The following is a 12,221-nucleotide window of genomic DNA, read 5'->3' as shown; positions in this document are numbered from 1 at the left end:
CGTTTCATCTTGAACCCAATAGTAGAACGTGCGAATCAGAACTTAAAATAGTGGTCGACCAGCAGCGCCGCGAACAGCAGCGACAGGTAGACGATCGACCACGTGAACGTCTTGCGCGCCTGCGCATCGCTGTAGTTGCGGTGCACGCGCCACGAGTGGCGCAGGAAGACCGCGTTGAGCGGTACCGCCGCCGCCAGGTAGATCAAGCCGCTCATACCGACCGCAAACGGCAGCAAGGTCGTGGCGGCCAGGCCGATCGTGTACAGCCACACCTGCAGGCCGGTAAACTTCATGCCGTGCGTGATCGGCAGCATCGGCAGACCCGAGCGCGCGTAGTCTTCGCGGCGGTACATCGCCAGCACCCAGAAGTGCGGCGGGGTCCACATGAAAATGATCAGCACCAAGAGCCACGCTTCCATCGGCACTTCGTTGGCCACCGCAGCCCAGCCCAACGCGGGCGGCATCGCGCCCGACAGGCCGCCGATGACGATGTTCTGCGACGTGTTCGGCTTGAGTAGCAGCGTGTAAATGAAGGCGTAGCCGACGAACGTGACGAAGGTCAACCACATGGTCAGCGGATTGACGAGTGTGTACAGCACCAGCATGCCCAGGCCGCCGATGATCGACGAGAACACCACGGTCTGCGTCGTGCTCAGTTCGCCCGAAGCGGTGGCGCGGCGCGCGGTGCGCGTCATGCGCGCATCGACGCGCGCCTCGACCAGGCAATTGACGGCGAATGCGGCCGCCGCCAGCAACCAGATACCGGCGGTGCCGGCGATCAGCGTTTGCCAGCCCGGAAAACCGTCCGTGGCGAGAAACATCCCGATCACGGCGCAGAATACCGCCAGCTTCGTCACGCGCGGCTTGGTCAGGGTCCAATACTGCGAGAAACGGCTCTGGGGCTTGGGAATGGCTGTCTGGGTTGTCATCAATGGGTGCTTGCAGACGCGGCGAGTCCGGGCGCTGGGACAGCGCGGGCCGCGTCGAGTTGGAACTTCACCCGGTAGTTTAACATGGTCACCAAAATCACCAGCAGCGCCGCCCCGGCGTTATGCATGACGGCAATCGCCAGCGGGAAGCTGAAATACACGGTCGCGATGCCGGTGAACAGCTGCGCCACCATGACCAGTACCAGCAGGCGGGCAGTCTTGCCCAGCGCCGGCAGACGCCAGGCGCGCCACGCCGCCAGACCCAGCACCAGCACGACGGCCAGCGCGAAGGCGCGGTGCACCCAGTGGATCGCGACCAGCGCCGAGAACGGCAAATAATGCCCTTCCATCGTCTTGCCCAGCTCGCGCCACAGGTGGAAGCCATGCTCAAAGTCCAGTTCGGGCACGATCGCACCCTGGCACAGCGGGAACGTGTCGCAGGCCATGGTTGCATAGTTAGTGCTTACCCACCCGCCCAGCGCGATCTGCACGGTGAGCACGATGGCGGCGAGCAGCGACAGCCAGCGCAGGCCGCGCAGCCGCGCGATCATTCCAGGCCCCTGCAACGGCGCTGGCCGCTTGAGCAGCGCGTCTTCGCGACATCCCATCCAGACCAGCATCGCCAGGAGCGTCATGCCCAGCAACAGGTGGATCGTGACGATCACCGGTTGCAGCTTGAGGGTGACGGTCCAGGCGCCGAACGCGCCCTGCACCAGCACCGAGGCCAGCAACGCGATCGGCATGGCCGGCTGGAACACGGCGTCGTGTGTGCGGCGCCACTGCTTGACCGACGTGAACAGCAGCGCCAGGATCAGCGCGCCGATACCCATCGCCAGGTAGCGGTGGATCATCTCGATCCAGGCCTTGGCTACCGTGACCGGACCGGTCGGCATCGCCGCTTCGGCGGCGGCGATCTGCTCGTGCGCCAGGAACGGGTTGGCTTCGCCGTAGCAGCCCGGCCAGTCCGGGCAACCCAGGCCCGAGTCGGTCAGACGCGTGAAGCCGCCGAACACGATCAGGTCGAACGTCAGAAACACCATTACCCAGACCAGCTTGCGGTATTTGTGGGCGTCGGACGACATCCAGACGATCGCCAGCGGCAGGCTGGCCACGAGCAGGCCCATCAGGCCGAGGTGTATGAGGGAAGACAGGTCCATGTGATTCTTTACCGGTAACGTGATTCAGCCAATGGCCGATGCCTTGAGCAGTTTGGCGATGTCCTTGTAGACGCGGCCCGGTTCGGGCTGGAACGGGAAGCGCATCATGAGGTTGCCCAGCGGGTCGATCAGGTAGATATGCTCGCTCGGGGCGCGGCCCGCTTCGGTCGGCAGCCACTTGGCCACCGTCGCGGCCGGGGCGCGCAGCAATTCCATGCCGTCGTATTCGCGCATCATGACGGTATCGAGCGGTTCGCTGTCGGTGATCAGCCACACGCGCTCCATGCGTTCCATGTTCTTGCCCTGCATCGTGCGCCACTGGCGCATCGCGTACAGCTGGCGCATGCATTCATCGTTGCACTTGCCCCCGCCCACGCGCAGCATGACCCACTTGCCTTTCAGGTCGGCGAGCGTGCGCGGCTGGCCGTCGAGCGTGGTCGTGGCCATCTGCGGGATCGGCAGCGTGCGCGCATCGAGGATCGTGCCGTAATTGGTGCGGTCGGTCGGCTTGACGATGTAGAAGGTAATGTACGACACGATCAGCGGCGCGGCGCAGATCAGCAGCACCAGCAGCAGTTTGAGGCGGCCGCGGCGGCGCGCGGTATCAGGGTCAGCGAGTTGTTCTTGAGCCACGTCGAAATCCCGTCATCACATAAAAAAGAAGGGCCAGCGCCGCCAGTGCATACCACTGGAAGGCATAGCCGCGGTGTTTGTCGATCCCTGCCTCGGGCAGCGGCCAGTCGCGCGCCATCAGGTCGGCCGGCGTCGCCGGCAACGTCTGCTGCACGAGAAACGGCAGCAAGCGCAGGCCGCTTGCCTGCGCCAGTGCCTGCGGCGTCAGGTTCTGCACCGCCGCGCCCGGCGCCAGCGGCGGGCCGTCGCCCAGTTCCATCACCTTGCCGGCGGACAGGACGAGCCGACCTTCGAGGGTAACCGGCCCGGCTGGCGTCGCAAATGTCGGCAGCTTGTCGAACTCGGCCTGGCGCGGCAACCAGCCACGCAGCACCAGCACGTGCTCGTCGGCACCCGCTATTTTAAACGGCATTGCGAGATAGAACCCGGACTGGCTCCCGCGTGGGCGGTTCGCGAGCAGGACGGGCCAGCCGGGGACGAACTCGCCGTGTACGCGCACGCGGCGAAATTCAAGATCCGGGGCGGCGGCGATGGTGGGACCGAGGTTGAATGGCGGCTGGGCGGCGCGCGCCAGCTGGCGCGCCTGCAGGCCGGTCTTGTAGGCGGCCCGGTCCTGCTGCCAGTTGCCGAGCAGGATGCCGATGAGGGCCACAATCAGTGCTGCAATCAGGGCGACGGGGCGAAATCGGAAGGCGAAGCGCATTACAATGAATTCTCAACCTTTCGCGGGTCCATCATGAAAATCTTCGTTGCCATCGCCTTCGTCCTGATCCTGGCCAGCCTGGCGTCGGCCCTGTTCTTCATGATGCGCGACAAGGGGCGCACCAACCGTACCGTCAATGCGCTGGCGCTGCGGGTGGGCTTGTCGATCGTGCTGTTCCTGTGCCTGCTGGCGGCGCACCAGATGGGGTGGATTGCGCCGACCGGTTTGCGTTGATCGGGTTGTGCTTGCTTACAGCCAGTACACCACCACGTACAGGCCCAGCCACACCACATCGACGAAGTGCCAGTACCACGCGGCCCCTTCGAAGCCAAAGTGGTGTTCGGCCGTGAAATGCCCGCGCAGCACACGGTACAAAATTACCGATAGCATGATCGCGCCCATCGTCACGTGAAAACCGTGGAACCCGGTCAGCATGAAGAAGGTCGAACCGTAGATGCCCGACGTGAGCTTGAGGTTCAGGTCCTGGTAGGCGTGCATGTATTCATACACCTGGAAGCCCATGAACACGGCGCCCAGCAAAATGGTCGCGGCCAGCCAGAACGCCGTCTTGGCGCGGTGGCCGGCGCGCAGGGCGTGGTGCGAAATGGTCAGCGTCACGCCCGACGTCAGCAGCAGCGCCGTGTTGATGGTCGGGATCGGGAACGGCCCCATCGTGCGGAAGCCCTCGACGATGCCGGCCGGCCCCGTATTGCCCCAGTGCGCCGAAAAATCGGGCCACAGGATCTGGTGATCGAGGTCGCCCAGCCACGGCATCGAAATCACACGTGCATAGAACAGCGCGCCAAAGAACGCGCCGAAGAACATCACTTCCGAGAAAATGAACCAGCTCATCGACCAGCGGAACGACAAATCGATGCGCTTGCCATAAAGCCCCGATTCGGATTCACCGATCGCTTCGCCGAACCAGAAGTACAGCACGACGAGCATCGCGACGATGCCGGTCAGGCACACGGGCATCGCGAACGGCAGCCCGTTGACCCAGCCCGACGCGCCGGCCATCGTCACCAGCATCGACAGGCCGGCCAGCAACGGCCAGCGCGAGGGGCCGGGAACGAAGTAATAAGGCGCGGCGGTCTGTGGCGAAGCTGGTTGTGACGAACTCATCTTTATCTCCTCGGGCGATGCTGTTGATTGTTGCGTCAAACTGGGAAACTAGGCCACCGCGAAACTTACCGCCAGCATGATCAGGCCGATGAAGATCGCCACACCGATCAGGCCGGCGACGATCACGTGGACCGGGTTCAGGCTGGCCGCATCGTTCTCGTAATCGGCGCGCTTGCGCACCCCGAAGAACGACCACAGCACGGCCTTCATGCTGGCCAGAAAACTCCCCTTGCGCTGATGGGGCTTATCCGTTTGCATCGCCCTCTTTCGGCGCGGCAGCGGCCTTGAACGCCCCGCCAATTTCAAAGAACGTGTACGACAGCGTGATGTTCTTCACTTCACGCGGCAGCTTGGGATCGATGAAGAACACCACCGGCATCTGGCGCGCTTCGTTCGGGGCCAGCGTCTGCTCGCGGAAGCAGAAGCACTCGACCTTCATGAAATGCGGCGTGGCCGACTGCGGCGCATAGCTCGGAATCGCCTGCGCTTTCACTGCCCTGCCCTGCGTGTTGACGACCTCGTACATGACGGTGGCCAGTTCGCCCGGATGCACGTCGATGCTGCGCGTGGTGGGCCGGAACCGCCACGGGCCCTGCGAATTGCCGTCTAGCTCGATCGTGATCGTGCGCGACTTGTCGACCTGGCTGTTGGTCGGCGCCGCGACAAACCCGTCCTGCTGCGTGAGCACGTTGATGCCCAGCACTTCGCAAATCTGCCGGTACACGGGCACCAGCGCATAGCCGAAGCCGAACATCGCAACCGCCACAACCACCAGCTTGCCGAAGGTGCGGCGGTTCAGGCGCAGCAACTTGACGCTGGTGGCCATATCAGCGCAGCAGCGTGAACTTGACGAACACGCTGATGAAGAAGAACAGCGCCAGGCCGGCCAGCCACAGCGCGGTTTTCAGGTTGTTGGGTTTGCGTGGCGCGGTCATCGGATTGTCCTTACTTCACCAGCGGCGGCGTTTCAAAGGTGTGGAACGGCGCCGGACTCGGCACGGTCCACTCCAGGCCTTCGGCGCCTTCCCATGGTTTGGCGGGCGCCTTGGCGCCGCCGCGGATCGTCGGCAGCACGACCGCGAACAGGAAGTACACCTGGCTGAAGCCGAAGCCGAACGCGCCGATCGAGACGATCATGTTGAAGTCGGTGAACTGCACTGCGTAATCGGCGTAGCGGCGCGGCATGCCGGCCAGGCCCAGGAAGTGCATCGGGAAGAACGTGACGTTGAACGTGATCAGCGAGAGCCAGAAGTGCATCTTTCCGCGCGCTTCCGGGTACATGTGGCCGGTCCACTTTGGCGCCCAGTAATAGAAGCCCGCGAACAGCGCGAACAGCGAGCCGGCCACCAGCACGTAGTGGAAGTGGGCGACGACGTAATAGGTGTCGTGCACCTGGATGTCGATCGGCGTGACTGCCAGGATCAGGCCCGTGAAGCCGCCGATCGTGAACACGAAAATAAAGCCAACCGCGAACAGCATCGGCGTCTCGAACGTCATCGAGCCCTTCCACATCGTGGCGACCCAGTTGAAGATTTTGACGCCGGTGGGCACAGCGATCAGCATCGTCGCGTACATGAAGAACAGCTGCGACGTCACCGGCATGCCGGTCGTGAACATGTGGTGCGCCCAGACGACGAACGACAGGATCGCGATCGATGCCGTCGCGTAGACCATCGAGGCGTAGCCAAACAGCGGTTTGCGGGCAAATGCCGGAATAATCTGCGAGACGATGCCGAACGCCGGCAGGATCATGATGTAGACCTCGGGGTGGCCGAAGAACCAGAAGATGTGCTGGTACATCACCGGGTCGCCACCGCCGGCGGCGTTGAAGAACGAGGTGCCGAAGTGGCGGTCGGTCAGTGTCATCGTGATCGCGCCGGCCAGCACCGGCATCACGGCGATGAGCAGGTAGGCCGTGATCAGCCAGGTCCAGCAGAACATCGGCATCTTCATCAGGGTCATGCCGGGCGCGCGCATGTTCAGGATGGTGACGATGATGTTGATCGAGCCCATGATCGACGAGGCGCCCATGATGTGCATCGCGAAGATCGCCATGTCCATGCCCAGGCCCATCTGCGTCGACAGCGGCGCGTACAGCGTCCAGCCGGCGGCGGTGGCGCCGCCCGGCACCAGGAACGACGTCGCCAGCAGGATCGCCGCCGGTGGCAGCAGCCAGAACGAGAAATTGTTCATGCGCGCAAACGCCATGTCGGACGCGCCGACCTGTAGCGGCAGCATCCAGTTGGCAAAGCCGACGAAGGCCGGCATGATCGCGCCGAACACCATGATCAGGCCGTGCATGGTCGTGAGCTGGTTGAAGAATTCAGGGCGCACGAACTGCAGGCCCGGCTGGAACAGCTCGGCCCGGATCATCAGCGCCAGCACGCCGCCCGAGAGCAGCATGATGAACGAGAACCACAGGTACAGGCTGCCGATATCCTTGTGGTTCGTGGCATACACCCAGCGCCGCCAGCCGTGCGGATGGTCGTGGTGTTCGTCGTGTGCGTGCTCATTGCCGTGCTCATTGCCGTGACCCGGTGCGTGGTCGATCGTCGTGGTGCTCATGGCGTTACCCCTGCTCGTTACGTGCGTTGGTGGCGGACATTATTTGCGGGCGGCCAGGACTTCGGCCGGCTGGACGATATTTTCCGCAGCCTTGTTCGACCAGGAATTGCGGGTATAGGTGATCACGGCGGCGATCTCGGTGTCGGACAATTGTGGCCAGGCCGGCATCGCAGTAGGGAACTTGCCGCTCTTCTGGCCGTGCAGCAAAATGTCGATCTGGTGCGCCTTGCTGCCCAGCACATTCGGCGAGCCGTCCAGCGCCGCGAACGCCGCCGGGATGCCCTTGCCATTGACCTGGTGGCAGGCCACGCAGTTGGCGGTGTAGACGGCTTCGCCACGGGTTTTGAGTTCGTCGATGGTCCAGACCTTGGTGGGGTCGTCGGCCAGCGCCGCCATCTCTTTTTTCTTGCCTGCGACCCAGGCCGTGTAGTCGGCATCGGACACGACGCGCACGACGATCGGCATGAACGCGTGGTCCTTGCCGCACAGCTCGACGCAGTTGCCGCGATACACGCCGATCTGCTCGGCCTTGAACCAGCCGTCGCGCACGAAGCCGGGGATCGCATCCTGCTTGATCGCGAACGCCGGCACGGTCCAGGCGTGAATCACGTCGTTGGCCGTGAACACCATGCGGATCTTCTTGTTGACCGGCACGACCATCTCGTTATCGACTTCGAGCAGGTAGTTGGCGGTGCGCGCTTCGGTCGGCGCGACGCCGGGCTCGCCGATCTGCGAACGCGGCGTGGACAGGTTCGACAGGAACGAGATGCCCTCGCCCTCGCCTTTCAGGTAGTCATAGCCCCATTTCCACTGCATGCCGGTGGCCTTGATGGTCAGGTCGGCATTGGACGTGTCTTTCAGTGCGACGACGGTCTTGGTGGCCGGCAGCGCCATGCCGATGACGATCAGGAACGGCACGATTGTCCAGGCGATCTCGACGGCGGTGGATTCGTGGAAGGTGGCCGGCTTGTGGCCGAGGGATTTGCGGTGCTTGAACACCGAGTAGAACATGACGCCGAACACGGCGACGAAGATCACCAGGCAGACGATCATCATCCAGGTGTGCAAGCCGTAGATGTCGGCGCCGACGGCGGTGACCGGGGCCTGCATATTGAGCTGGTGCTCCTGAGGCCGGCCCGTCAGTTGCTGCGCCCAAGCCGGCGCAGAGCCAGCGGCGGCGCCGAGTACGGCACAGCCGTACAGCACGGCCCGAAGTCGCGTTGCATATGTCATGTATGTCCCCAACCACCCAAAAAATAAGAATTATTTTTAAACGGTCAGCCATTCCACGAACGAACGACGCCGCTCCGTGCTGGCCGCAGAACACCAATGCCGTGCCGGGGCATCTCTGCGGCTGCTGCAATTCTTTTTCTGTTTCTGTTTTGACTCTGTTTCGCGGTTTGCGATGCCGCTTTTTCAAGCGATTCTATCGGCTAGTCGTGAAAAATAGCAATTGATTATATCTAAAGCACTAATTTTTATTCAAGGAATATCGGGTGCCCCGCCAATCTGCCCGTGCACGCGACGACGTTACGGCTTGCGTGGCTGGAAGCGGACGATCGATTCACCGGCCGTCGTCGTGCGCGGCGCCGGGCGAAATGCGTGGCCGTAGATCACTTCGAAGGTCAGGCCCAGCTTGCCATCGGGGAGGCGCTGCGCCTCCAGCGCAGCGAGCACACGCTGCCAGGCCGCGCGGCCGATCAAGCCGCGCCGGCGCGATTCGAGCGGATTGCCGCCCAGTGCGCGTACGTCGCGCAGCAGCGCCTGTGGCGTGTCGTAGGTGACCGTGATGCGCTCCATGTCCATGACCGGTGTCGAAAAGCCCGCCTCGACCAGCTGATCGCCGAAATCATGCATGTCGACAAATGGCAACGTGTGCGGGTACGCATCCAGCGCCGCAAATGCCGTGCGCAGTTCGGTGAACGTGTCGGGGCCGAAGCTGGAAAACATCAGCAAGCCCTCGACGCGCAGCACGCGGCGCCATTCGGCAAACACGCGGTCGGGCAGCGGATGCCAGTGCAACGCCAGGTTCGACCACAACAAATCGACCGAGTTCGGACCGAGCGGCAGGTTGCCGTAGTCACCGCACAGGATGTCGACGCCCGCCTTGGCCGGCATCAGCCGGCTCAATAACTGATTGAGCGAACCCGAGGCGCCCGGCTTTTTCGCCGCGCGCGCCATGGCGCCGGCGCCATCCAGGCCGACGATCTGCGCCGAGGGATAGGTCTTTTGCAGCAGGGCCAGGTCGCCCCCGGGGCCGCAGCCGGCGTCGAGCACCTGCTTGGGGATGATCTTCACCAGGGCCAGGCGCTCGTGCATGCGCGCGGCGATTTCGCGGCGCAGGAAATCCGACGACGCAATGCGTTCGGGCCGCGCGAACAGGTTGCGCACACGCGACAAGTCAATGGGCGCGCTCAGCGTGGACGGGGATTGAGGAGATGCCATGGGATCGGATGCGTGATGAGATAATGTGGGCAGTTTAACCGTTTGTGGGACGCCGAGCCGATGCCGGACCTTCGCCCGCTGCCGATGCGCCTCGTGCACGCGCTGCTGGATGCGCTCTTGCCCTCGTGCTGCGCACTGTGCGGCGGGCATGCGCGCGCGGCGGTGTGCGCGGATTGCGAGCAGGCGTATGTGGCGCCGACGCCGCGCTGTCCCTGTTGCGCCAACCCGACCGGCGCGCTGGACGTTGTGCGGCATTGCGGCGCCTGTCTGGCGCAGGCGCCGTCCTTCGACGCCACCTGGGTTGCCTGCGACTACGCGGCGCCGCTCGACAGCCTGGTGCTGCAGCTGAAGTTTGGCGCACAACTGGCGCTGGCGCCGTGGATGGCGCGCGTGCTGCATGCGGCCATCGGGTCCGAGGCACAGGCATTGCCCGAAGTGCTGTGTCCGGTGCCGCTGGGCCCGGCCCGCCTGATCGAGCGCGGCTACAACCAGGCGCTCGAAGTCGCGCGCCCGCTGGCCCGCGCGCTGGGCGTGCCGGTCGCCCCGCAACTGCTGCACCGGCTGCGCGAGACAGCGCCACAATCGGGCGCCGCGCCCGGCGACCGGCGCAGGAACGTGCGGGGTGCGTTTGGCGTGGCCAGCACGTTCGACGTACGTGACCGGCATGTGGGCGTGGTCGACGATGTCATTTCGAGCGGCCACACGCTGGCAGAAATTGCCGCCGTATTGAAAGGGGCGGGCGCTGCGCGCGTGACGAACATCGTCTTCGCGCGCACCCCGCCGCATGGATAAGCCTCATCATCAAGGAGAAGCACGTTGTTCCACGTCGTCCTGGTCGAACCAGAAATCCCGCCGAATACCGGCAATGTGATCCGCCTGTGCGCCAACACCGGCGTGCAACTGCACCTGATCGAGCCGCTCGGCTTTCCGCTGGACGACGCCAAGATGCGCCGCGCCGGGCTCGATTACCACGACTACGCGACGATGAAGGTGCATAAGGACTGGGATGCGTTCCTGCTTGATGCCCAGCCCGACCCGGCGCGCATGTTCGCCCTGACCACGCACGGCTCGGCGCCGTTTGCCGAGGCCCAGTTCCAATCAGGCGACGTGTTCGTGTTCGGCCCGGAATCGCGCGGCCTGCCTCCCGCCCTGCGCGAGACCTTCCCACCCGCCCAGCGCATCCGCCTGCCGATGCGGCCCGATAACCGCAGCCTGAACCTGTCGAATACGGTAGCAGTCGTCGTCTACGAAGCCTGGCGCCAGAACGGCTACGCTGGCGGCGCCTGAGCCGACGCCACTGCTCAAACAGCCGCCGTGTCAAAAGCCGGGGTCAGGTCTGACATTCGGACACGGCCTCGACTGCTCGGAGGGATACAGCCGCTCGATTACAGTAGAGCTTGTGTCCGAATGTCAGACCTGACCCCGCTTGTTAGTAGAGCTTGTGTCCGAATGTCAGACCTGACCCCGGCTTGTGCCACTCACTCGAATGCATCGAGCAGACCGGCGCGGGCCAGCAGGTCGATGGCCTCGTCGACCCGGCGCGGCGCGGCGGCGTCGAGTTGCTGGCGGTCGTCGCCAACCAGGGCGCGCATTTGCTGCGGCACGATCACCAGGTCGATGAAACGCTGCGCGATGGCCGTGACCGCTTCGACCTGATCGGGCGACGGCCCGGCCAGCGCGGCCACGATACTCGCCACGCCGCTGTTGCGCCTGGACTGGTCCACCATCCGCGACAATTCTGGTAGTCGCTGTGCGGTCGTCAAACAGACCCGCAGCAGTGCCACCGACTCTTCCCTGAGCGCCTGCTGCAGCAGATGCAGTCCCACTTTGTGCAGGCGTTCCCGCATCGGCATGGCATTCGGCAAGTCGGGCGCAGCCGGCTCGGTGCCCTCGAGCGCGCGGTGCATGACCGCGCTGAACAACGCTTCCTTATTGGCATAACGTGCGTACAGCGTCGCCTTGCCGGCACCCGCCATGGCGACGACCTGGTCGCAGCTCGTCGCATCGAAACCGGCGCGCAGGAACAACGTCGTCGCTGCGTCGAGGATGCGGCGGTCCACTTGACCGGCGTGCTCGGCAGACGGCCGGCCACCCCGCTTGCGCGTGGCTGGGGGCTGTTCCGGCTCGGGCAGGCTCGCTGTCAAATGCATGGCAAAACAGTCATCATAATAAAATGAACTGAATGGTATAGTTCAGTTTCTGAACTCTCGATCAAAGGTGAAGCGATGGACATGCGTTTGAAATTTCTATCTGACAATATGAGGGCAATTGATTTTGGCATGCTCTCGACCCGCACCGAAGGCGGTGCCTTCGCCAGCCGGCCCATGAGCAACAACGGTGAGGTCGATTATGACGGGGACAGCTACTTTTTCACCTACGACCAGGCCCGTACCGTGGCGGACATCGAGGGCGACGCAGCGGTCGGCCTGACCTTCACTGGTGCTCCCGGCACCCACGGCCAGCCACCGCTGTTCATCGCGGTGCAAGGCAACGCGGAACTGATCCGCGACAAGGCCATGTTTGCAGCGCACTGGACGGCCGGGCTCGATCACTGGTTCGAGCAAGGCGTCGACACGCCGGGATTGGTCATGATACGCGTTCGGGCCGCACGAATCCACTACTGGAATGGCGCCGATCAGGGCGAGATCGTTCTGTAAAACCCGA

At 63.9% G+C, this 12,221-nt stretch carries 16 protein-coding genes; 4 read left to right on the top strand and 12 right to left on the bottom strand.

What is annotated here, in order from left to right:
• Positions 1–35: 35 nt before the first annotated feature.
• Genes cyoE through AC56LY_RS00955 form a run of 4 tightly spaced genes read right to left on the bottom strand, consistent with a single transcriptional unit; the run spans position 36 to position 3,371 of the window.
• Positions 36–929: a heme o synthase gene (gene cyoE, locus AC56LY_RS00970; protein WP_258836573.1), complete on the bottom strand. Its 894-nt coding sequence runs from the start codon at positions 927–929 to the stop codon at positions 36–38.
• Complete coding sequence (locus AC56LY_RS00965) at positions 929–2,086, bottom strand: COX15/CtaA family protein (RefSeq protein WP_499575708.1); 1,158 nt, start codon at positions 2,084–2,086, stop codon at positions 929–931. Before AC56LY_RS00965 ends, cyoE begins: the two co-directional genes overlap by 1 nt.
• Positions 2,087–2,110: 24 nt before the next feature.
• On the bottom strand, positions 2,111–2,719 hold the full coding sequence (locus AC56LY_RS00960; protein WP_499575706.1) for an SCO family protein: 609 nt from the start codon (positions 2,717–2,719) through the stop codon (positions 2,111–2,113).
• Positions 2,697–3,371 (bottom strand): SURF1 family protein, encoded by a 675-nt coding sequence (locus AC56LY_RS00955; RefSeq protein WP_499575705.1) that lies wholly within the window; start codon positions 3,369–3,371, stop codon positions 2,697–2,699. Before AC56LY_RS00955 ends, AC56LY_RS00960 begins: the two co-directional genes overlap by 23 nt.
• Before the next feature lie 84 nt (positions 3,372–3,455).
• Between AC56LY_RS00955 and AC56LY_RS00950 the strand changes: the two genes are divergently transcribed.
• Positions 3,456–3,656 carry a twin transmembrane helix small protein gene (locus AC56LY_RS00950; RefSeq protein ID WP_183557020.1) on the top strand — a complete coding sequence of 67 codons (201 nt, stop codon included), beginning with the start codon at positions 3,456–3,458 and terminating at the stop codon, positions 3,654–3,656.
• A gap of 15 nt (positions 3,657–3,671) precedes the next feature.
• On the opposite strand, the gene AC56LY_RS00945 is transcribed toward AC56LY_RS00950, so the two are convergent.
• The 7 genes from AC56LY_RS00945 to AC56LY_RS00915 all read right to left on the bottom strand — a co-directional run bounded on the left by AC56LY_RS00945 (position 3,672) and on the right by AC56LY_RS00915 (position 9,557).
• On the bottom strand, positions 3,672–4,547 hold the full coding sequence (locus AC56LY_RS00945; protein ID WP_183557018.1) for a cytochrome c oxidase subunit 3: 876 nt from the start codon (positions 4,545–4,547) through the stop codon (positions 3,672–3,674).
• 48 nt (positions 4,548–4,595) lie between these two features.
• Entirely contained in the window at positions 4,596–4,805 is a 210-nt protein-coding gene (locus AC56LY_RS00940; RefSeq protein ID WP_183557016.1) for a DUF2970 domain-containing protein, read from the bottom strand.
• Entirely contained in the window at positions 4,792–5,373 is a 582-nt protein-coding gene (locus AC56LY_RS00935) for a cytochrome c oxidase assembly protein (RefSeq protein ID WP_499575703.1), read from the bottom strand. The genes AC56LY_RS00940 and AC56LY_RS00935 overlap by 14 nt, the downstream gene beginning before the upstream one ends.
• Position 5,374: 1 nt before the next feature.
• Complete coding sequence (locus AC56LY_RS00930; RefSeq protein WP_499575701.1) at positions 5,375–5,482, bottom strand: cytochrome oxidase small assembly protein; 108 nt, start codon at positions 5,480–5,482, stop codon at positions 5,375–5,377.
• A gap of 10 nt (positions 5,483–5,492) precedes the next feature.
• Positions 5,493–7,112, bottom strand: coding sequence for a cytochrome c oxidase subunit I (gene ctaD / locus AC56LY_RS00925; protein WP_499575700.1), 1,620 nt, complete (start codon positions 7,110–7,112; stop codon positions 5,493–5,495).
• Positions 7,113–7,151: 39 nt separating this feature from the next.
• Positions 7,152–8,345, bottom strand: coding sequence for a cytochrome c oxidase subunit II (gene coxB / locus AC56LY_RS00920; RefSeq protein ID WP_499575698.1), 1,194 nt, complete (start codon positions 8,343–8,345; stop codon positions 7,152–7,154).
• A gap of 297 nt (positions 8,346–8,642) precedes the next feature.
• Positions 8,643–9,557, bottom strand: a complete 915-nt coding sequence (locus AC56LY_RS00915) for a methyltransferase domain-containing protein (protein ID WP_499575696.1) — start codon at positions 9,555–9,557, stop codon at positions 8,643–8,645.
• A gap of 60 nt (positions 9,558–9,617) precedes the next feature.
• Between AC56LY_RS00915 and AC56LY_RS00910 the strand changes: the two genes are divergently transcribed.
• Both AC56LY_RS00910 and trmL read left to right on the top strand, forming a co-directional pair.
• Entirely contained in the window at positions 9,618–10,349 is a 732-nt protein-coding gene (locus AC56LY_RS00910; RefSeq protein ID WP_499575694.1) for a ComF family protein, read from the top strand.
• A gap of 24 nt (positions 10,350–10,373) precedes the next feature.
• Positions 10,374–10,844: a tRNA (uridine(34)/cytosine(34)/5-carboxymethylaminomethyluridine(34)-2'-O)-methyltransferase TrmL gene (gene trmL / locus AC56LY_RS00905; protein ID WP_499575693.1), complete on the top strand. Its 471-nt coding sequence runs from the start codon at positions 10,374–10,376 to the stop codon at positions 10,842–10,844.
• A gap of 191 nt (positions 10,845–11,035) precedes the next feature.
• Here the strand turns inward: trmL and AC56LY_RS00900 are convergent, their stop codons facing one another.
• A complete protein-coding gene (locus AC56LY_RS00900) occupies positions 11,036–11,707 on the bottom strand; it encodes a TetR/AcrR family transcriptional regulator (RefSeq protein WP_499575691.1) in 672 nt (223 codons plus the stop codon).
• A 75-nt stretch (positions 11,708–11,782) separates the two neighbouring features.
• Here AC56LY_RS00900 and AC56LY_RS00895 point away from each other — a divergent pair, with 75 nt between their 5' ends.
• Positions 11,783–12,214 (top strand): pyridoxamine 5'-phosphate oxidase family protein, encoded by a 432-nt coding sequence (locus AC56LY_RS00895; protein ID WP_499575690.1) that lies wholly within the window; start codon positions 11,783–11,785, stop codon positions 12,212–12,214.
• Positions 12,215–12,221 lie beyond the last annotated feature (7 nt).

The organism is Telluria sp. ZT3P25 (assembly GCF_059685895.1).
Note: the sequence above shows the minus strand (reverse complement) of the source record. Positions and strands in the feature narration are given on the sequence as shown.